Origin of the sequence: Sphingomonas pseudosanguinis, from assembly GCF_052056765.1 — a bacterium.
GTDB lineage: Bacteria > Pseudomonadota > Alphaproteobacteria > Sphingomonadales > Sphingomonadaceae > Sphingomonas > Sphingomonas pseudosanguinis.
Genome location: NZ_CP189888.1, coordinates 96,972 through 117,089, shown reverse-complemented (window position 1 = coordinate 117,089; position 20,118 = coordinate 96,972). Strand labels below are relative to the sequence as shown.

22 protein-coding genes and 1 riboswitch are annotated in these 20,118 nt (G+C 66.1%); of the genes, 13 read left to right on the top strand and 9 right to left on the bottom strand.

Annotated features, from left to right (window positions below; all coding sequences use genetic code 11):
- Positions 1–109: 109 nt before the first annotated feature.
- Positions 110–946: a hypothetical protein gene (locus ACQHGV_RS00560; RefSeq protein ID WP_440979036.1), complete on the top strand. Its 837-nt coding sequence runs from the start codon at positions 110–112 to the stop codon at positions 944–946.
- Between the two features lie 126 nt (positions 947–1,072).
- On the opposite strand, the gene ACQHGV_RS00555 is transcribed toward ACQHGV_RS00560, so the two are convergent.
- Positions 1,073–2,899: an ABCB family ABC transporter ATP-binding protein/permease gene (locus ACQHGV_RS00555; RefSeq protein WP_440979035.1), complete on the bottom strand. Its 1,827-nt coding sequence runs from the start codon at positions 2,897–2,899 to the stop codon at positions 1,073–1,075.
- A 253-nt stretch (positions 2,900–3,152) separates the two neighbouring features.
- Positions 3,153–5,123: an alpha/beta fold hydrolase gene (locus ACQHGV_RS00550; RefSeq protein WP_440979034.1), complete on the bottom strand. Its 1,971-nt coding sequence runs from the start codon at positions 5,121–5,123 to the stop codon at positions 3,153–3,155.
- Between the two features lie 121 nt (positions 5,124–5,244).
- Here ACQHGV_RS00550 and ACQHGV_RS00545 point away from each other — a divergent pair, with 121 nt between their 5' ends.
- Positions 5,245–5,475: a hypothetical protein gene (locus ACQHGV_RS00545; protein ID WP_440979033.1), complete on the top strand. Its 231-nt coding sequence runs from the start codon at positions 5,245–5,247 to the stop codon at positions 5,473–5,475.
- A 123-nt stretch (positions 5,476–5,598) separates the two neighbouring features.
- Here the strand turns inward: ACQHGV_RS00545 and ACQHGV_RS00540 are convergent, their stop codons facing one another.
- The 4 genes from ACQHGV_RS00540 to ACQHGV_RS00525 form a co-directional block, all read right to left on the bottom strand.
- The gene (locus tag ACQHGV_RS00540; protein ID WP_440979032.1) at positions 5,599–6,549 is read right to left on the bottom strand and encodes a phytoene/squalene synthase family protein; all 951 of its coding nucleotides are present in this window, start codon (positions 6,547–6,549) and stop codon (positions 5,599–5,601) included.
- A complete protein-coding gene (locus ACQHGV_RS00535; protein ID WP_440979031.1) occupies positions 6,546–7,127 on the bottom strand; it encodes a TIGR00730 family Rossman fold protein in 582 nt (193 codons plus the stop codon). The genes ACQHGV_RS00540 and ACQHGV_RS00535 overlap by 4 nt, the downstream gene beginning before the upstream one ends.
- A gap of 77 nt (positions 7,128–7,204) precedes the next feature.
- Positions 7,205–7,465 (bottom strand): hypothetical protein, encoded by a 261-nt coding sequence (locus ACQHGV_RS00530; RefSeq protein ID WP_440979030.1) that lies wholly within the window; start codon positions 7,463–7,465, stop codon positions 7,205–7,207.
- Positions 7,466–7,508: 43 nt separating this feature from the next.
- Positions 7,509–8,507, bottom strand: coding sequence for an alpha/beta hydrolase (locus ACQHGV_RS00525; protein WP_440979029.1), 999 nt, complete (start codon positions 8,505–8,507; stop codon positions 7,509–7,511).
- 204 nt (positions 8,508–8,711) lie between these two features.
- On the opposite strand from ACQHGV_RS00525, the gene recQ reads away from it, so the two are divergent.
- From recQ to ACQHGV_RS00500, 5 genes are all read left to right on the top strand, one after another.
- Positions 8,712–10,481, top strand: a complete 1,770-nt coding sequence (gene recQ / locus ACQHGV_RS00520; RefSeq protein WP_440979028.1) for a DNA helicase RecQ — start codon at positions 8,712–8,714, stop codon at positions 10,479–10,481.
- An 11-nt stretch (positions 10,482–10,492) separates the two neighbouring features.
- Positions 10,493–11,017: a GNAT family N-acetyltransferase gene (locus tag ACQHGV_RS00515; RefSeq protein WP_440979027.1), complete on the top strand. Its 525-nt coding sequence runs from the start codon at positions 10,493–10,495 to the stop codon at positions 11,015–11,017.
- Positions 11,018–11,472: 455 nt separating this feature from the next.
- A complete protein-coding gene (locus tag ACQHGV_RS00510) occupies positions 11,473–12,255 on the top strand; it encodes a sterol desaturase family protein (protein WP_440980098.1) in 783 nt (260 codons plus the stop codon).
- A complete protein-coding gene (locus ACQHGV_RS00505) occupies positions 12,185–12,598 on the top strand; it encodes a DUF2141 domain-containing protein (protein ID WP_440979026.1) in 414 nt (137 codons plus the stop codon). Before ACQHGV_RS00510 ends, ACQHGV_RS00505 begins: the two co-directional genes overlap by 71 nt.
- A 70-nt stretch (positions 12,599–12,668) precedes the next feature.
- Positions 12,669–13,565 carry a MipA/OmpV family protein gene (locus ACQHGV_RS00500; protein ID WP_440979025.1) on the top strand — a complete coding sequence of 299 codons (897 nt, stop codon included), beginning with the start codon at positions 12,669–12,671 and terminating at the stop codon, positions 13,563–13,565.
- 37 nt (positions 13,566–13,602) lie between these two features.
- On the opposite strand, the gene ACQHGV_RS00495 is transcribed toward ACQHGV_RS00500, so the two are convergent.
- On the bottom strand, positions 13,603–14,115 hold the full coding sequence (locus ACQHGV_RS00495) for a hypothetical protein (RefSeq protein ID WP_440979024.1): 513 nt from the start codon (positions 14,113–14,115) through the stop codon (positions 13,603–13,605).
- A gap of 80 nt (positions 14,116–14,195) precedes the next feature.
- Here ACQHGV_RS00495 and ACQHGV_RS00490 point away from each other — a divergent pair, with 80 nt between their 5' ends.
- Positions 14,196–14,633, top strand: coding sequence for a DUF1810 domain-containing protein (locus ACQHGV_RS00490; protein WP_440979023.1), 438 nt, complete (start codon positions 14,196–14,198; stop codon positions 14,631–14,633).
- Positions 14,634–14,862: 229 nt separating this feature from the next.
- On the opposite strand, the gene ACQHGV_RS00485 is transcribed toward ACQHGV_RS00490, so the two are convergent.
- The gene (locus ACQHGV_RS00485) at positions 14,863–15,246 is read right to left on the bottom strand and encodes a hypothetical protein (protein ID WP_440979022.1); all 384 of its coding nucleotides are present in this window, start codon (positions 15,244–15,246) and stop codon (positions 14,863–14,865) included.
- A gap of 114 nt (positions 15,247–15,360) precedes the next feature.
- Between ACQHGV_RS00485 and ung the strand changes: the two genes are divergently transcribed.
- From ung to ACQHGV_RS00460, 5 genes are all read left to right on the top strand, one after another.
- Positions 15,361–16,071: a uracil-DNA glycosylase gene (gene ung, locus ACQHGV_RS00480; RefSeq protein ID WP_440979021.1), complete on the top strand. Its 711-nt coding sequence runs from the start codon at positions 15,361–15,363 to the stop codon at positions 16,069–16,071.
- Positions 16,072–16,149: 78 nt separating this feature from the next.
- A complete protein-coding gene (locus ACQHGV_RS00475) occupies positions 16,150–16,461 on the top strand; it encodes an alkylphosphonate utilization protein (RefSeq protein ID WP_440979020.1) in 312 nt (103 codons plus the stop codon).
- A 39-nt stretch (positions 16,462–16,500) separates the two neighbouring features.
- On the top strand, positions 16,501–16,755 hold the full coding sequence (locus tag ACQHGV_RS00470) for a type II toxin-antitoxin system Phd/YefM family antitoxin (RefSeq protein WP_058733588.1): 255 nt from the start codon (positions 16,501–16,503) through the stop codon (positions 16,753–16,755).
- Entirely contained in the window at positions 16,752–17,018 is a 267-nt protein-coding gene (locus ACQHGV_RS00465; RefSeq protein ID WP_440979019.1) for a Txe/YoeB family addiction module toxin, read from the top strand. Before ACQHGV_RS00470 ends, ACQHGV_RS00465 begins: the two co-directional genes overlap by 4 nt.
- A gap of 46 nt (positions 17,019–17,064) precedes the next feature.
- Entirely contained in the window at positions 17,065–18,006 is a 942-nt protein-coding gene (locus tag ACQHGV_RS00460) for a restriction endonuclease (protein WP_440979018.1), read from the top strand.
- Here ACQHGV_RS00460 and thiC read toward each other — a convergent pair whose 3' ends face one another.
- Positions 18,007–19,920: a phosphomethylpyrimidine synthase ThiC gene (thiC, locus tag ACQHGV_RS00455; RefSeq protein ID WP_440979017.1), complete on the bottom strand. Its 1,914-nt coding sequence runs from the start codon at positions 19,918–19,920 to the stop codon at positions 18,007–18,009.
- A gap of 48 nt (positions 19,921–19,968) precedes the next feature.
- Positions 19,969–20,059, bottom strand: a riboswitch (TPP riboswitch).
- Positions 20,060–20,118 lie beyond the last annotated feature (59 nt).

Here is a 20,118-nt window from a genome sequence, read left to right as displayed (position 1 = left end):
CGGCTGCGCAACATTATGGGAGTAGATGTTCGTGGCCTTTCATTCCGCCCGACTTGCAGCATTACCCGTTCTTGTCCTTTCCATCGCGGCGACACCGCCGCCTGAGCGGGTGATCGCGCCCGATGGGCTGGAGCCGGTCACGATCAATGGCATCACGCGGACGATCCGGGTTGATCCGGGCGCCCCGGCGATGCCGATTATCACCCGCGACTATGCCGACGCGGCCGGCATGAAGGCCGGCATGTTCGGATTCGCCATGGGTTTCGGTCCGAAGGTCATGGTCTCCGGCGGCACCGCCGTGGCGCGCGTCGCCTTCGGGAAGGTCGAACCCGCCAAGCTTCGGATTGGCTTCACCCCAAAACCCTATGCCGTGAACGTCGCAGGAGTATTCGGCCCCGCCAGCCTGGCCGCCCCCGTGATCCGCTTTCGCCTGCGCGAGCCCGTCGCCGGCGAACGGACCACCAGCTTCCCCATGGTGGATCAAGGCGGCCTGTTCGGCGGTTGGGCGGAACGCTTTGCGATCATCATGGTGGAGGGCGAGCCGCTGCGCATCCGCTTCGATCCGCATCATCCCCGGACGCTCGCCAATGCGGGCGCTGCCGTGCGGCTGGCGCGGGCCTATGGCGGCACGCTGTCCGGTTCGACCAGCCCGGCGGAAATCGCCTTCGGCGTCGAGCGGCCGGTCCGTACCATGACGCTGGCCACGCCCCTTGCCATGGGGCCGCTGACTATCGGGACGCTCGGTGTGCGCACGGTCGACCACGGCCATACCGATACCATCGTCGATGCCGACGCGCATGCCGACCCCAATGAGGTGGTGGTCACCGGCAAGGGCAAGCACGACATCAAGCGCGACCGCCTGTCGATCGGCGCGGACCAGCTGATCCGCTGTTCGTCGATCGTGTTCGACAAGCCGGCCAAGCAGATACGGCTAAGCTGTCGCTGACATTTCTCCCCTGTGGAGGAAGAGGGGACCAGCAAAGCTCGCGGAAGGGTGTTGCCCTCTCGATAGCGGGACACCCCTCCGTCAGGCCTTCGGCCTGCTACCTCCCCTTGCAGGGGAGGATTTTGTTCACGCCGGCAGCGCGTCCTCCGCCGCCTCTTCCACCTCGGCGGCCTGGCGCGCCCACATTTCGGCGTACAGCCCGCCCCTGGCCAGCAACTCGCCATGCGTACCGCGCTCGGCGACGCGGCCGCCATCGAGCACCACGATCTGGTCGGCATGGACGATCGTCGACAGGCGGTGCGCGATGACCAGGGTGGTGCGGCCGCGCTCGATCGCCTGGAGGGTGGCGAGGATGTCCGCCTCGGTCCGGCTGTCGAGCGCGCTGGTCGCCTCGTCCAGGATCAGGATCGGCGGGTTCTTCAGCAGGGTGCGCGCGATGGCCACGCGCTGCTTCTCGCCGCCCGACAGCTTCAGCCCGCGCTCGCCGACCCGCGTCGCATAGCCCTGGGGCTGGCGTTCGATGAAGTCGGCGATGGCCGCGCCCTTGGCCGCGCGCTCAACCTCCGCCTCGCCCGCGCCTTCGCGACCATAGGCGATGTTGTAGCCGATCGTATCGTTGAACAGCACCGTGTCCTGCGGCACGATGCCGATCGCGGCGCGCAAGCTGTCCTGCGCCACCCCCGCCACCGGCTGGCCATCGATGGTGATCGCGCCCTGATTCACATCGTAGAAGCGGTAGAGCAGCCGCGCGAGCGTCGACTTGCCCGCCCCCGACGGCCCCACCACCGCACAGGTCGTGCCTGCCGGCACGTCGAGCGTCAGGCCTTTCAGGATCGGGCGGTCCGGCTCATAGCCGAAGACGACATCGTCGAAGCGGACATGCCCGCCCGTCACCGCCAGCGCGGGCGCACCGGGGGCATCGACCACTTCGGCGGGCGTGTCGATCAGGTCGAACATCGCGCCCATGTCGATCACCCCCTGACGGATGGTGCGATAGACCATGCCGAGCAGGTCGAGCGGGCGGAACAGCTGCGACAACAGGGTCGAGACGAACACCACGTCGCCCGGCGACGCCGCGCCCCGGCTCCATTCGCGCACGACCCAGGCCATGGCGAAGCCCAGCATCAGACTGGTGATCGCCGCCTGCCCGACATTCAGCCAGGCGAGCGAGTTTTCCGACTTAGTCGCCGCACGCGCATAGGCGGCGACGCCATTCTCATACCGCCGCGCCTCGCGCTCCTCGGCGTTGAAATATTTGACCGTCTCGAAATTCAGCAGCGAGTCGACCGCATGCGCCACCGCGCCGGTGTCGAGGTCGTTCATCCGCGTGCGCAGCGCGTTGCGCCAGTCGGTCACCTTGCGGGTGAAGACGATGTAGAGGACGACCATCACCAGCGTGGTGACGACCAGCACCGGCCCGAAGCTGCGCCCGAAGATCGTCAGCACCAGCCCCAGTTCAAGGACCGTCGGCGCGATGTTGAACAGCAGGAAATACAGCATCGTGTCGATGCTCTTGGTCCCGCGCTCGACCACCTTGGTCACCGCGCCGGTGCGCCGCTCCAGATGGAAGCGCAGCGACAGGCGGTGGAGGTGGCGGAAGACGTCCGCCGACAATCGCCGGGTTGCGTCCTGCCCGACCATCTCGAACACCGCGTTGCGCAAATTGTCGAACAACGTCGTGCCGAACCGCGCCGCCGCATAGCCGATCACCAGCAGCACGATCAGCATCACCGCGCTGCGATCGCCCTCCGCCATCCGGTCGATCGCGAATTTGAGCGTATAGGCCGCGCCCAGCACCTGGATCAGCTTGGACAGCACGACCAGCGCCATCGCCGCCACGATCCGGACCCGCAGCGCGGGCGCACCGGCGGGCCAGAGATAGGGGAGGAAACGGCGAAGCGTCGGGATCAGCGGCCGGTCAGGCGTACCGGCGGTGGGGTCGAGTGGCGGCATGTCGATCCCATGTCGGCGGAATGAGGGGGAAGTTCAATGGGGGGTGGCCTTGGGGATCACATCTGGGCAAGTCGCCCGTGGCCTTGCCCTCCCCCATCCCCTCCCGCTTGCGGGAGGGGAGCGGCTAGAGGCGATCGGTGGCCTTCCTAACGCTGGGTAGGTCCTCGCTTTCCCCAATTACCACAAGACTCCCCTCCCGCAGGCGGGAGGGGTTGGGGGAGGGCAAGGTGTCTCACAGAGCCCCCACCCCGCCTCACTTCAACCCGGTCACGAACTCCCCACCATGCTTCACCTGCGCGGTCGAAGCCTTCAGCGTCTCCCCGATCGGCTCGGCGCGTCCGCCCAGGCAGGGGCTGAGGAAATTCTCCGTCACCGCGTTGAAGGCGATGTTGTTCGCCGGCCGGGCAAAACCGTGCCCTTCGTCCGGGAACACCACATAGGTGACGGGGATGGACTTGGCCGCCATCGCCTCGACGATCTGGTCGCTTTCGGCCACGTTCACGCGCGGGTCGTTCGCGCCCTGCCCGATCAGCAGCGGCTTCGTGATCCGGTCGACGAAGGTCAGCGGCGAGCGTTCCTTGAGCAGCGCGCGACCCTCCTCGGTCGTGGGGTCACCCATCCGCTTGTAGAATTGCTGCTTGCCGGCTTCCCAATAGGGCGGGATCGTCTTGAGCAAGGTGAACAGGTTGGACGGGCCGACGATGTCGACGCCGCAGGCGAACGTGTCGGGCGTGAAGGTCAGGCCGGCCAGCGTCGCATAGCCGCCATAGGAACCGCCCATGATCGCCACCTTGTCGGGCCGCGCCACGCCCTGCTTGACCGCCCAGTCGACCGCATCGATCAGGTCGTCGTGCATCTTGCGGCCCCATTGCAGGTCGCCCGCCGAGATGAAGTTCTTCCCGAAACCGGTCGAGCCACGATAATTGACCGACAGCACCGCATAGCCGCGATTGGCGAGCCACTGGTGATAGCCGTTATAGCCGAAGCCGTCGCGCGCCCAGGGGCCGCCATGGACCAGCAGCACCATCGGCACCGGCCCGGTCACGCCCTTGGGCTTGGTCAGGTACGACACCAGCGTCAGCCCATCGCGCGCGGGGATCTCGACGGCCTCCATCGGCACCAGCGGCGCATCGGCCAGTTCGGGACGGCTGACATAAAGCTGGGTCAGCTTTTTACCCTTGCGGTCGTACAGCCAGGTCGAGGCGGGCGCGGTGACGGGGTCGAAGGTGACGAGCCATTTGTCATCGGCATCGGTGCGTGATCCGACCGAGAACTCACCCTTGTTCTGTGCCTTGAGGAAGGCGAGGTCGGCCTTCACCGCGTCGCCGATCGGCAGATATTCGTTCTTGAGATAGTCGACGGCATAGGCCTCGATCCGGCCGGTCCGGGGATTGAACAGCGCGCCCGACACATCGGCCTTCGGGCTTTCGCCGACGATCGTCATCTTTCCGCTGGCGACGTCCTGCGCCATCAGCGCGGCGGTGTTCCGCCCCCGGCTGTCGATCCAGTAAAGCGTCTTGCCGTCGACGGTGAAGCCCATCGGCGCGGTGGTCAGCGAATCGTCCAGCCCGAACTGGACGACCGGCGTCGCCTCGACGGTGGTGCCGTTCACGCGGTAATAGTCGGACCCACCATCAGGCCGCGCCTTGGACGCCATGCGCAGCTTCAATTGGTCGTCGGCGATAAAGCCGGCATAGCCGTCATTCTGCATCACCTTGGTCAGCGCGCCGCTGGTCAGGTTGAGCTCATACACGTCGTGCCAGCGCGGATCGCGGTTGTTGACGCCGATCAGGATGCGGTCCTTGATCGTCTCGCTGGTGCCGATGACGCGCACCCGGGTCTTTTCGAACGGGGTTAGCGCCTTTTGCGCGCCGGTGGCGACATTGACGCCGTAGAGCAGGAAATTCTCGTCGCCGCCCTTGTCGTTGACGAACAGGATCGACTGAGAATCGGGCGACCAGAAGGTCTGGCGGATCGGCCGCCCCTTCTCGGCGGTCAGCGGGCGCGCCTGATCGGGCGTGGCGATCGGCGCGACCCAGACGTTGAGCACGCCGTCGCGCGGCGCGATGAAGCTGATCCACTTGCCATCGGGGGACAGCTGGCCACCGACCTTGGTCGGGTTGCCGAACAGCTTGGTCCGCTCGATCAGGGGCACGTCCGCCGCCATCGCCGTCTGCGCCACCATCATCGCCGCACTCGCCGCCAAAAACGCCTTGAACACCATGTCATGCTCCCACCCTTTGACCGTATTATCAAAGCATGACACCGGCTCCCCGATCCGACAAGCGCGATTTCGGAACCGCTGGCCGCTGCGTACGTTTTTATCAGCAAGTGGAGGCGGTTACATGCAACCGATTTTCTATGTGATGGCGATCCTGGGCTGCGGCGATGGCAGCGTCGATTGCACCGAGGCGCGGATGATCCCGGCCCGTTACGAAACCATGGCCCAGTGCCGCGCCGATCTCGCCAACCGGATCGCCGCCAACACCGACGTGCCCTATCCGGTCATCGGTGCCGATTGCCGCCGCATCGGCGCGCAGATGGCAAAGGCCGAACGCAAGCCGTCGCGGGGCTGAGTCTCAACCTCTACCCCCGTTCGGCCTGAGCGAAGTCGAAGGCCACGCTTCAACATATGCCAAGATGATGGTAAGGGTACTCCCTTGGCCTTCGACTTCGCTCAGGCTGAACGGAGCGGTGGATTACCGGGGCCGTGTCCAAAGCGTTGGATCACGCGGGACGATCGTCATCTTGTCCCGCCGCGCCGCCTGCACGCTTGCCACCGTCATGAAGCGCAGCTTTTCCGCCTTGCTGGTCCCGACCCGGCTGTCCCAGGCGCGCCGTCCGCGCCTGGCGACCTTGCGCCCGATCGCGCCGTAGATCGCCGCCGCCGACAGCACCGCCCAGGCCGAGCGATAGGACAAGGCGGGCGTGCCCATCCGCGCGCTCGCCTCGAATAGGGCGGCCTGATCGGTCAGCCGGCGGGCCAGCGCGCTCAGCCCCGGCCGGTGCGACGGGGCCATGATCGCATCGGGCGCGATGCTCTTATAGGCCAGCCATTGGCGCGGCAGATAATGCCGCCCGGCGCCCGCATCCTCGGCGATGTCGCGCGCGATATTGGCCAACTGGAACGCCATGCCCAGATCGCAGGCACGGTCGAGCGTCGCGTCATCCTCCGGCGCGACCCCCATCGTCACCGCCATCATGCAACCGACGACGCCCGCGACATGATAGCAATAGCGGTAGAGATCCTCCTCGCTGTCGGGCCGCCAGTCCTCGGCGTCCAGCGCGAATCCGGCGATCAGGTCGCGCGGCCAGCGATGCGGCATCCCCGTCTCCGCCGCGACGACGCGCAGTGCGTCGAAGGCGGGATCGCCCACCACCCGCCCCGCCAGCGCCGCCTCGGTCTTGTCGGTCAGCTCGGCCAGCCGCGCGGGCGCATCCGCGACACGCGTCATGCCATGGCCATGATCCTGCCCGTCGGCGATGTCGTCGCACCGCCGGCACCAGGCATAGAGCAGCCAGGCGCGCTCGCGCGTTTCGGGATCGAACAACAGGCTGGCGGCCGCGAAACTCTTCGAGCCGCGCGCGATCGAGGCCTTGGCCGCCGCCACCAGCGCCGCCCGTTCGCTCGGGGCGGCGGTGTCGCTCACAGATCGCCCGCGTTCATGCGCACGATCGGCTGGGTCGGCACATGCGCCGCCATCCGGTCCAGCAGGCCGTCCAGCGTGGCGTCGACGATCAGCAGGTCGCGGTGCTGCGGCCGCAGGAAGCCGACCTCGCCCATCTTCTCCCAGAAAGCGACGAGATGGTCGTAATAGCCGCCCGTGTTGAGCAGCCCGACCGGATCGGCATGATAGCCGAGCTGCGCCCAGCTCAGCGCTTCCCACAGCTCATCCATCGTGCCCGTGCCGCCCGCGATGGTGATGAAGCCGTCGGACAGATCGGTGAACGCCTTCTTGCGCTCATGCATGCCGGGCACGACATGGAGTTCGGTCAGGCCGCGATGCGCGACCTCGGCATCGACCAGCGCCTGCGGGATGATGCCGATCACCTCGCCCCCCGCCGCCAGCGCCGCATCGGCCACCGCGCCCATCAGGCCCAATCGCCCGCCGCCATAAACGACTCCGATCCCACGCTCGGCCAGGCCACGCCCGACCTGCCGTGCGGTGTCGATATATTGGGGGTCCGAAGGGGTCGCCGACCCGCAGTAAATGGCCAATCGCTTCATCCTGTGAGCGCTAAGCGATGGCGCGGGGCGGGGCAAGCGGGGTTGCGGCCAGCCGACCGGTTCCGTCTTTCGCCGTGTCAGGCGAACAGGGCGACGGCACCGGCGATCAGCATCGCCCAGAACAGCAGGAAGACGAAATTGCCGCGCCAGCCCGACGATACCGCTGGACCGTCGAGATACTCGGCCGCATGCGCGCCATCCAGAAACCGTACCATGCGCCGCGCCAACGTCACGACGATCCAGTCGACGGCCCCGATCGGATCGAGATCGAGCAACTGGCGCAGCGGTGCCCGTTCGTAGAGGCTGACGATGCGACAGAAGCCTCGAACAGCTTTCATCGACATTCGTTCTCGCATACCCCCAGACAGCGCCCGCCTGGCCTTATCGGGGATGCGCAGTCTTCGCCATCATGCCGATGTCCTGCAACCATTGCCGCACCTGCTCCGGCCATTGCGTCGTGATCGGATCGGCGGTCGGTCGCAAGCCGAACGCATGCCCGCCTTTGGCATAGACCCGCATGTCGACAGGCACCTTCGCCGCGTTGAGCGCCAGCGCATAGGCCAGCGGCTGGCGGATGTCGTCCATCGGATCATCCATCGCATGCAGGATCATCGTCGGCGGCGCCTTGGCACTGATCGTCACCCAAGGGCGTAATTCGAGATTATTCTTCCCCCTGCTGTTGTCCAGCATCCGCGCCGTATAGGCGATGACCGCGAAATCGGGACGCGGGGACTGGCGATCGGCGGCATCCGCGATCGGATAGCTGCGCGCCTCGGTGTTACTCATATTCGCGGCGAGATAGGCCCCGGCGGAAAAGCCGATGACGCCGATCTTGTGCGGATCGATCCCGTAGGTTTTTGCCCGCTGGCGCAACAGCCCGATGGCACGCTGCGCATCCTCCAGCGCCAGCAGGGTCTCGGGCCGTTGTTGCCGGCCATCGACCACCGGCCAGACCTGCGGCGTGCGATATTTGAGCACGGCGCAGGTCATGCCCTGGCGTACCGCCCAGTCGCAGATCTCCGTGCCTTCGAGGTCCATCGCCACCACCTCGAACCCGCCACCCGGCAGGACCAGCAAGGCCGCACCGTTGCCGGGCCCCGTGGGGCGATAAAGCGTCATGGTCGGACGGGTGACATAGGTCGCCCAATGCCATTTCCGCCCCGCGACCAGCCCAGTGCCGTTGCCGGTCGCCTCCGGCCGATTCCCGGAGTCGGGCTTGGCAAGCGCCACATCGGGTGACCAAAGCGGTATCTGCTCGCCCCCATCGACCGGTTGCCAGATACCGACGCGCTCGTTCTTGGGAAGCGGCGCGGGCTTGGCCGGGTCAGTCCGTGCCGGGGCCGCCCCGGTAAGACCCCATGTCCCGAGCGCGATAGCCAACCAAAGTCGAGATACACGCATACCGCACCCCAAAGGACCGTGGCGGACGACCGCCATGCTGAATCGTCTGGACCACGCTATCGCCGCCGCCGCGTCCGACAAAGCCCGTTCGATACCGCACGGCGCCAATCTCTCTCCGGGCCAAAGGCAATTCCAGCCGCCCCACCCTTCCCCCGCCCCCATGCCGTCGCTACATGAGCGCGGATGGTCGCCGACCCCCTTGCCAAGCTCCATGAAGTCTTCGGGTACAGCCAGTTCCGGGGTGTCCAGGACCAGGTCGTTACCCGTGTCCTGAACCGGCAGCGGACGTTGGCGGTGATGCCCACCGGTGCGGGCAAGTCGCTCTGTTACCAGCTGCCCGCCGTGATGATGGACGGGTGCTGCGTCGTGGTCAGCCCGCTGATCGCGCTGATGCACGACCAGCTGCGCGCGGCCGAGGCGGTCGGCATCCGCGCCGCCACGCTGACCAGCGTCGACCAGAACCGCGCCGAGACGGTCGCACGCTTCCGCGACGGCCAGCTCGACCTGCTCTATGTCGCGCCCGAGCGTGCGTCGTCGTCGCATTTCCGCGAGTTGCTGGCGTCGGCTCCGCTCAGCCTGTTCGCGATCGACGAGGCGCACTGCGTCAGCGAATGGGGGCATGACTTCCGCCCCGACTATCGGCTGCTAGAGCCGCTGATGGATGCCTTTCCGGAGGTGCCCCGGCTCGCGCTGACCGCGACCGCCGACGCGCATACCCGCGCCGACATCGCCAAGCAGCTGGGGATTCCCACCGAAGGCATGATCGTCTCGGGCTTCGACCGGCCCAATATCCGTTATGCAATCAGCCCCAAGGCGAATGTGAACCTGCAGATATCGCGCGTCGTTGCCGACACGCCCGGCCCCGGCATCGTCTATGCCCAGACCCGCGCCGCGACCGAGAAACTGGCCGAAGCCCTTGCCCGAACCGGCCGCCCGGTGCGCGCCTATCATGCCGGGCTGGACCCCGCCGTGCGCGCCAAGAACCAGGCCGATTTCGTCGCATCCGAAGACATGGTGATCTGCGCCACCGTCGCCTTCGGCATGGGCATCGACAAGCCCGACGTGCGCTTCGTCGCCCATGCCGGCCTGCCGAAATCGATCGAGGCCTATTATCAGGAAACCGGCCGCGCCGGGCGCGACGGCGATCCGTCGGTCGCGCATCTCTTCTGGGGTGCCGACGACTTCGCCCGCGCGCGCCAGCGCATGGCCGAGGTCGAACCCGAACGACAGGCGGGCGAGCGGGCGCGGCTGTCGGCGCTGGGCGCGCTGGTCGAGACGGGCGGATGCCGCCGCCGCATCCTGCTACGCCATTTCGGCGAGGAGTTGGCGGAGGACTGCGGCAATTGCGACAATTGCCTCGGCTCGCCCGATGCGGTCGACGCCACGACCACCGCGCAGAAATTCCTGTCCGCCGTCTTCCGCACCGGCCAGATGTTCGGCGCGGGCTATATCGAACAGGTGCTGACCGGACAGTCGAGCGAGCGCAGCCTGATGAACGGGCATGAGGCTTTGTCGGTCTGGAACATCGTCTCGGGCGATGAGGTGGCGCTGCTCAAGCCCGTCCACCGCGCGCTGCTCCTGCGCGATGCGCTCCGCACCAATCCGCATGGCGGGCTGGAGTTCGGCCCCGCCGCGCGTGCGCTGATCAAGGGCGAGGCGCGGCTGTCGTTGGTCCTGCCGCCCAAGCGCGAGAAGAAGGGCCGCCGCGCCGCGCCCGTCGCCGCCAACCCGGCGGACAATCCGCTGTTCGAGGCGTTGCGCGCCAAGCGTCGCGAGCTGGCGCAGGAGGCAGGCGTGCCGCCTTACGTCATCTTCCACGACTCGGTGCTGCGCGACATGGCGGCACAACGGCCGAGCAGCCGTGCGGCGCTGTCGCTGCTGTCCGGCATCGGCGCGCGCAAGCTGGATGCGTATGGCGAAGCGTTTCTGGCGGTGATCCGCGAGGCGGGATAAGCTCTCGGGCCATGAGCGCCCCGACCCTGCCCCCAACCCTGACCACTGCGCGGCTGACCTTGCGCGGCCATCACCCCGACGATCTCGACGCGCTGGCCGCGATGTGGGCCGATCCGGCGGTGTACGGGATGATCGGCGGCAAGCCCCGACCGCGTGAGGAGGTGTGGATTCGGCTGCTGCGATCGGTCGGATGCTGGACGCTGTTCGGCTATGGCGCCTGGGTGGTGTGCGACCGCACGACCGGCGAGGTGCTGGGCGATATAGGCCTGCTCGAATCGCGCCGGGCGATCGTGCCGGAACTGACCGTGCCGGAGGTCGGATGGACCCTGGTCCCGGCGGCGCACGGGCGTGGCTATGCGGGCGAGGCGATGCGCGCGGTGCTCGGCTGGGCCGAAGCGCAAGGAATCGGGCGGACCTGCTGCATCATCGATCCGGACAATGACGCGTCGATCCGGCTGGCCGAGAAGCTGGGGTATGGCTCGCCGGTCGAGGGGGCGTATCATGAGCGGGCGATTTTGATTTTCCACCGGGGGTAGACACCCTCGGCCTGACGGAGGGGTGTCCCGCTATCGAGAGGGGTGACACCCCTCCACCAGCTTCGCTGGCCCCCCTCCCCTTACAAGCGAGGAATAGAAGGCCTTGGACCTCCGTTCGCACTGAGCGAAGTCGAAGTGCATGGGATGCGCTTGCCGACAGGGAGGGGCGTGGGCTTCGACTTCGCTCAGCCTGAACGGCGGTGGGGGTAAAGTTCGCGCGGAGACGTGGAGGCGCGGAGGGGGAGCGCCCAGCCAACAGGCCATCTCCTCATCCACGGTGCGGCATAGGCCAACGCCGAATGGACACTCGGCGCCGACGCGCGGGTCCACCTCTCTGCGCCTCCGCGCCTCCGCGCGAATAAAAGGCCCCGCGCCGGACGTTCGCGGTTCAAGCCCCGCCCCCGATAGGGTATACCGCCGCCGTGACACTTGCCCTGATCCTGTCCGCCATCGCCATGACGCTGATCGTCGGTGTCCGCTATCTGCTCGCGTCGGGCGCGTTCGCGCTGGCGACGAAGGCCCGGCATCCGAACCTCTATGCCGGGCTGGACCCGCAGATTCGGCGTGAAATCTGGTGGAGCCTCGCCTCGGCCGCGATCTACGGCGTGCCCGCCGGCATCGTCGCCTGGGGTTGGCAGAATCGGGGATGGACGCGGATCTACGCCGACGTGCACGACTATCCGCTCTGGTATCTGCCCGTCTCGGTGCTGCTCTATCTCATCGCGCACGACACATGGTTCTACTGGACGCATCGCTGGATGCACCGACCCGCCATCTTCAAGCGCGCGCATGCCGTCCATCATGCCAGCCGCCCGCCCACCGCCTGGGCGGCGATAGCGTTCCACCCGATCGAGGCGGTGACCGGCGCTGTGGCCATTCCGCTACTGGTCTTCGCAATTCCGATCCATGTCGGCGCACTCAGCTTGGTGCTGACGATCATGACGGTTATGGGCGTTACCAATCACATGGGCTGGGAGATTTTCCCGCGCTTCATGTGGCAGGGGCGCCTGGGGGGGTGGCTCATCACCGCAAGCCACCATCAACGGCATCACGAGCAATATGGGTGCAATTATGGCCTTTACTTCCGTTTCTGGGATCGACTGTGCGGGACGGACCGGGGACTGGGAGATTTCGCGCGCGCCCATGCGCAGGCGGCGCGGCGCATCGATGCTGCTGGCGCTGGCCGCGTTGCCGCTCATCGGCGCGGCGCCGGTCAGCCGGCTGGACATCGGGATTGATCAGCTGCGCTCGGCCAAGGGCATGGTTCGCCTGTGCCTGACCGCCGATCCGGACAATTTCCCGGCCTGTGTCGATGACGCGCGCGCGCTGACCCGCTCGGTGCCGGCGGGGCAGCGGGCCATCCATCTCGACGGGCTGCCCTATGGCCAATATGCCGCCGCCGTCATCCATGACGAGAACAACAACGCCAAGCTCGACACGCTGGCAGGTATCCCGCGCGAGGGGTTCGGGTTTTCGCGCAACCCGGTGATCCGCTTCGGCCCGCCGCGATTCACGGCGGCGCGATTCACGCTCGATTCTGTTGCCGAAACACAACAGATTCGGATGCGGTACATATTCTGACACAATCGCCGGAGCGAAATCGCCACCGTGGCGTTGCATTTCGGATAAGCCATTCAGGGAGTTTTCCGTCTTGCGCCTTTTTTCGCGCCCCAATTTATGCGGGGTCGCCCCGCTGATCGCCTCGGCGGCGCTCTCCCTCTCGGTCCCGGCGCATGCGCAGGATGTCCCGGCGGCCGATGTCTCGGACGCCGCCGCCGTCGGCGCGCAGATGGGCAAGAACACCATCACCATCGGCCTGGGCGGCGCGTATCTCCCCGATTATCAGGGGTCGAACGACTATCAGTTCACGCCCGCCCCCGCCGCCCTGGCCTATATCAACGGCCATACCATCACGCTGATCGGCAACCGCCTGTCGATCGACCTGATCGGTGACCGCACCAATCCCGGCTGGGATTTCCAGGCCGGCCCCGTGGGTGTCGTCAATCTGGACCGCACCGCGCCCTCGCGCATCGACGACGTCCGTGTCCGCGCGCTGGGCAAGATCGGCGCGGCGGTCGAGCTGGGCGGCTATGTCGGCATCGGCAAGGTCGGGGTGATCACCAGCCCCTATGATCGCCTGTCGGTCGCGCTCAGCTATCGCCACGACGTCACCGGCGTGCACGACAGCGGCATCTGGCAGCCGAGCGTCAACTATTTCACCCCGCTGTCGACCAAGGCGGCGGTCGGGCTGTTCGCGACCGCCGAACATGCCGGCAGCGGCTATGCCCGACGCTATTACTCGATCAACCAGGGCCAGAGCATCGCGAGCGGCCTGCCGGTCTATAACGCGCGGTCGGGCTGGAAGAACTGGACCGCCGGCGCGATCGGCACCTATTCGTTGACCGGCAACCTGCTTCAGGGTTGGAAGCTGGTCGGCAGCGTCGCCTATGGCCGGATGCTCAACGATTTCGGCGACAGCCCGATCGTGTCGCAGGCGGGATCGCGCGGCCAGTGGCTGAGCGCGCTGGGCGTCGCCTATACCTTCTGACGATCCGGGCCGGCCTGTCGGGGCCGGCCCGCCTCTCTCATTCCTGCGGGCATTCGCCGGGACGCGTGACGGGGGCGCCGCCCATATACCATTGGCTGCGCTCGCCCATCGTCTCCCGGTCGTGATAGCAGACCTGTGCCTTGCCGGTCTTCATATCCATCTGCATCGTCCAGTTGTTGTCGGCGCAGTCATGCGGGGTGCAGCCATGCGCGGCGAGGCCGGTCGCCCCCATCGCGAAGATCGGCACCGTCACCGCGCCGCGCGACATGATCCGCTGCACCAGCTTCTGGTCGCCCACCGCGTCGTGCAGCGCGTTCGCCACCTCGGTCCGGTCGAAGAAGCTGACGCCGTCGACCGCGTCGCCGGGATAATGGCCGATATAGGCCTTGAGCGGGGTCTCCTGCGCCACTCCGGCGATCGGGGTCGGGCGCGCGGTGCCGGGCGGGGTGAAGTTGCCCGGTGCGACCTCCGAATCCGCATCGCCGCCCCTGCCGCCACACGCGGCCAGCGCCAGCAGGGCCAAAGGGACAAGACTCACGACACCGCGCATCACACTCTCCTGACGATCACGTCGGCTCGACGCATCCGTTTGCCAAGGAACGCGCTGCCCGGGTGGACGGTTGCCACGCCATGGCCAGCCCCTCCCCCAGCGCGCTGACGCGTTTCGTCGAAGCCCAGACCCATGATTTCGCCACGGCGCTGCACGAATTGCAAGCCGGGCGGAAGCGCAGCCACTGGATGTGGTACATCTTTCCCCAGATCGCCGGGCTGGGCCACAGCGCGATGGCGCAGGCTTATGCGATCGCCGATGCGCAAGAGGCCCGCGCCTATCTGGCGCATCCGCTACTCGGACCCCGCCTGGTCGAGGTGGTACAGGCCGCCTGCGCCGCGCCCGGATCGGCCGAGGCGATCTTCGGCGGCATCGACGCGATCAAGCTGCGATCCTCGCTGACCCTGTTCGCGACGGTGGCGGAGGACCCTGCCCCGTTCCAGGCCGGGCTGAACCGCTTCTTCGACGGAGAGCCCGACCCCGAGACGCTGCGCCTGTTGGGTCACGCGGCGCGCTAGGGTCGATCGACGGTCCTTCTATTCCTCCCCTGCAAGGGGAGGGGGACCATCCGAAGGATGGTGGAGGGGTGTCCCCGGTCGCGCGTTAAGGCCGGTCTCGCCAACGGTTACACCCCTCCGTCAGGCCTTGCGGCCTGCCACCTCCCCTTACAGGGGAGGAACGAGGGGCGTGTCGACCGGGCTTGGGACGGGCGGGTGGACCGACCGGGCGATCCACCCGCCACGGCCTTTAGCCGTTCTTCTTGACCGGCGCGGGTCCGGTGACCGTCGCGCCGCCATCGGCGGTCAGCACGATCGTCCACTGCGCGACATTGTCGCAAATGGCGGTCCAGGTCGGATAGCCGTTGGTCGGCGCGATCTCGGTCATGCTGGTCACCGACTGGCAGCTCGCGCCGCTGGTGCCCGAATCGCGGATCGCACGGAACAGCACGCCGCGCCGCTGCCCCTCGGGCAGGTCGCGGACCTTCGTACCCAGTTCGCCCGCGCTCATCCCGCTGGCGTTGGTCGTCGCCGCCGCCGTCGCGTTGTTGGCCGGGGTGTCGTTCGATCCGCCACAGGCGGCCAGCGGCAGCGCGGCGGCCAGAATGGTGGAGGCGATGATCGTACGCTTCATGAACATGCTCCTGACAGGTCACGCGGCCGGCGGGAATGACGACCGTATCGCCTGCTCAACGATTATCCCCCGTGGCGGTTGCGCCGCGATGACGCCAGCGGCATGACACGCGGCATGAGCGATATTCGTCTGCACGAAAGCTGGCTGGCCGCGCTGCGGACCGAGTTCGACGAGCCTTATATGAAGGCGCTGAAGACCTTCCTGGCCGAGGAGCGGGCCGCCGGCGAGCGCATCTTCCCGCGCCCGGCCGAGTGGTTCCGCGCGCTGGACCTGACGCCGCTCGATCAGGTGCGCGTCGTCATCCTGGGGCAGGACCCCTATCATGGCGAGGGGCAGGCGCATGGCCTGGCCTTCTCGGTCCAGCCCGGCGTCCGTCCGCCGCCCAGCCTGGTCAATATCTACAAGGAAATGGCGACCGACCTCGGCATCACGCCGCCCGGCCACGGCCTGCTCGATCATTGGGCGCGGCAGGGGGTGCTCCTGCTCAACTCGGTGCTGACCGTGCGGATGGGCCAGGCCGCCTCGCATCAGGGGCGCGGGTGGGAGCGGTTCACCGACGCCGTGATCCGCGCCGTCGCCGCCAAGCCCGAGCCGGTCGTCTTCATCCTGTGGGGCGCCTATGCCCAGAAAAAGGCGGGCTTCGTGCGCGAGATGGGCGCGGGGCGGCACTGCGTCCTGACCTCGGTCCACCCCTCGCCCTTGTCGGCGCGGGGCGGCTTTTTCGGATCGAAGCCCTTTTCGCGCGCCAACGCCTTTCTGGTCGAGCATGGCCAGCCGCCGATCGACTGGGCGCTGCCGCCACTGCCTGATGCCGAGCGGGGATGATCTGTAATCATACTGGCATCATTTTGCGCAAGCGCGCATAGGGCCGCCCATCCACCGATCAGACAAGGGGCAAGCGCGATGGCCGACGAAGATTATGTCTATGACGAAACGACCGGCGAATGGATCAGCGCCGCCGACGCCGCCGCGAAGGGCGGGGCCACCAGCGACGATGATGCGGTCGTGGTGCGCGACTCGGTCGGCAACGTCCTGAGCGACGGGGATCAGGTGACGCTGATCAAGGACCTGACCGTCAAGGGCGCGGGCCAGACGCTGAAGCGCGGCACCCTGATCAAGTCGATCCGCCTGACCGGCGACGCGCAGGAGATCGACTGCAAGTTCGACGGGATCAAGGGACTGGTGCTGCGTGCGGAGTTCGTGCGGAAGCGGTGAACCTTGACATTGGACAGGTTATTGTACAATTTTACACATATGCAGGCTGTCTCCTATTCCGAAGCGCGCGAGAATCTGAAGGCGATGATCGACAAGGTCGTCGCCGACCGCGCACCCGTGGCGATCACCCGCCAGCGGGGCGAAGGCGCTGTGCTAATCTCGGCCAGCGAATGGGCGTCGATCGAAGAGACGCTGTATCTGTTGCGCTCACCCAAGAACGCCCAGCGGCTGCTGGAAAGCATTGCCGAGCTGGAAGCAGGCGGCGGCGAAACGCACGATCTTATCCAGCCGTGAAGGTCCAGTTCTCGTCACGATCTTGGGCCGAGTATCTCGACCTCCATGCGCATGACGCGAAACTGTTCGGGAAGCTCAATGCCCTGATCGAAGAATGTCGCCGTCACCCGTTCAAGGGGACCGGCAAGCCCGAACCGCTGGGCGGCAACCTGTCAGGCTGGTGGTCGCGCCGGATCAGCCATGAGCATCGGCTGGTATACCGGGTCGCAGGCAGCGGCGACGAGCAGGTGCTGCAAGTGGCGCAGTGCCGGTATCATTATTGAGTTTTAGACCACAGCTCCCATCTTCAAACGAAAGGGGGCTGAGTGAATGCCATTTGACGCTGCCGTTTTGGGACTTGTCGAGGAATCGCTAAGCGGAGTCTTCAGTTATCACGATGCGCTAGACGAATTCCTGTTGAGATCAGGCATATCACCCCCAATGCTTGAACACGCACGTCAGCAGGCAGAAGAAATATTCTTATCATCCGGCCGAGAATATAGCCGTGCACCGAAACGGTACGTTGTCAAGCAAGTGCTGAAAAAGGTCAATGCCCTGGGAAGCGATGGCGACGTAATTTTGGCCAACATCATTACGGGTCTAACCAAAGGTAGATTTCCTGACGCAAATGATCCCGCCGTCGCAGCTATCTCAGACCTGATAAGCCGTCAAAAAGACGATGTAGAGCAGAAACGTCGTGCCCAAGAGGAGGAAAAAGCTCGGCGGGCCGATATCGCAGAGGCGGAGGAGCGCAGAAAGACCGAAGCCCATCTCTTATCCCAGCAGAAACGCGATCAGCTCCGGGATGAATTCGTAAATTTAATGATGGAGACAAACGCTCAACAGCGCGGCTATTTGCTTGAGACCTTCCTAAGCGATCTATTCGATTCTGAGGGGCTCGAATCCCGCCGGTCGTTCAGACTCACGGGTGAACAGATCGACGGATCATTTTCTCTAGGGTCGCGAACTTACCTGGTTGAGGCAAAGTGGGTTAAGTCAGCGATTGCCGGAGCTGAGTTCAGCCAGTTCATCTACAAGATCGATGGAAAGACCGCAGATACGCGAGGCGTCTACATATCGGTAAACGGATATTCTCCTGAAGCTCTACAGGGTCTAAATGGCAAAGGTGCCCTTGAATTCATATGCTTGGACGGCGCGCATCTAATGCGCGTGCTCACGGGTGGTGAAAAACTGCCAGAGCTTCTTCGGAAGCTCTGGCGACATGCTGATGAAACAGGCGAGGCTTATCTACCCGCAAATCAACTTCACTAGTCACTCCGCCGGCAGGTAAACCTCCCCGCCCTTCTCGCGGAATTTCTCACTCATTTGCTGCATCCCCGCCTCGGCGTCCTCGGCCGCGACGAAGGTTTCGACCGGCGCGTTCTGCTTGGCGGCGAATTCCCGAGGTTCGGGATCGCGACCTGCCCCCAGCAGGTCGCTATTTGCTGCGCGAGACGCAGCAAATTCCCGAACCTCCTGCGTGATCTTCATCGAGCAGAATTTCGGGCCGCACATCGAACAGAAATGCGCGGTCTTGGCGCCCTCCGCCGGGAGCGTCTGGTCGTGGTAGGATTCCGCCGTGTCGGGGTCGAGCGACAGGTTGAATTGGTCGCGCCAGCGGAACTCGAAGCGGGCGCGTGACAGCGCGTCGTCGCGCATCTTGGCGGCCGGGTGCCCCTTGGCGAGGTCGGCGGCGTGGGCGGCGAGCTTGTAGGTCACCACGCCGACCTTCACGTCGTCGCGGTCGGGCAGACCCAGATGCTCCTTGGGTGTGACGTAGCAGAGCATCGCCGTGCCATACCAGCCGATCATCGCCGCACCGATGCCGCTGGTGATATGGTCGTACCCCGGCGCGATGTCGGTCGTCAGCGGCCCGAGCGTGTAGAAGGGCGCCTCGCCGCACGCCTCCAGCTGCTTGTCCATATTCTGCTTGATCTTGTGCATCGGCACATGGCCGGGGCCTTCGATCATGACCTGCACGTCCTGCGCCCAGGCGCGCTTGGTCAGCCCGCCCAGCGTATAGAGCTCGGCGAACTGCGCCTCGTCATTGGCGTCGGCGATCGCGCCGGGGCGCAGGCCATCGCCCAGCGAATAGGCGATGTCATAGGCCTTCATGATCTCGGTGATCTCGTCGAAGCGTTCGTAGAGGAACGACTCCTTGTGATGCGCCAGGCACCATTTCGCCATGATCGAGCCGCCGCGCGACACGATGCCGGTGACGCGCTTCGCGGTCAGCGGGATGTACGGCAGGCGCACGCCCGCATGGATGGTGAAATAGTCGACGCCCTGCTCGGCCTGTTCGATCAGCGTGTCGCGGAAGATCTCCCAGGTCAGCTCCTCGGCGATGCCGCCGACCTTTTCCAGCGCCTGATAGATGGGGACCGTGCCGATCGGCACCGGCGAGTTGCGGATGATCCATTCGCGCGTGTCGTGGATATTGCGCCCGGTCGACAGGTCCATCACCGTGTCCGCGCCCCAGCGGATCGACCAGACCAGCTTGTCGACCTCGGATGCCACGTTGCTGGCGACCGCCGAATTGCCGATATTGGCGTTGATCTTGACCAGGAAGTTGCGGCCGATCGCCATCGGCTCGGATTCGGGGTGGTTGATGTTGTTGGGGATGATCGCCCGGCCGCGCGCCACCTCGTCGCGGACGAATTCGGGCGTGACGTAATCGGGGATGGCCGCGCCGAAGCTCTCGCCGTCGCGGACATACTCCTTCAGCATTTCGCGGCCCAGATTTTCGCGGGTCGCGACATATTCCATCTCGGGCGTGATGATGCCGGCCTTCGCATAGTGCATCTGGCTGACGTTCATGCCGGGCTTGGCTCGCAGCGGACGGTTCAGCCCGGTGCGCGGGAATTGCGGCACGCCGCCCGAACGGTCGGGGCCGAGCTGGCCGTTATCCTCGGGGCGGATCTCGCGGCCGTCATAGGCCTCGACATCGCCGCGCGCCTCGATCCAGCTGCGGCGGATTTGCGGCAGGCCGCCCATGATGTCGATGCGTGCATTCGGATCGGTGTACGCGCCGCTGGTGTCGTACACGCGCAAGGGCGGCTCGCCTGAGGACGGGTCGAGATGGATTTCACGCATCGCGACGTTCAGCGGGCCGACGTGAATCTTCTTCGAGCCACGAATGGGGCCGGTGGTCACGCCGATCTCGGCCTTTGCGGGAATATCTGCCATAGTCGTCCACTCCATGCGGAGGAAACGGACCATGAGAGACGGGGCCGCTCCCTCCCTACGCCGGTGTCAACCGGATCAGGTTCAGCGGGTCGGGGGCTCTTGCCCCCCTCTCAAGCGCAGGCCAGCGCTCCCCCGGGGATGCCCCCTGCATAAGCGCAAATCGCGAACCAAAGAAGGGGTTTCGTCGCGCGCCGGCCC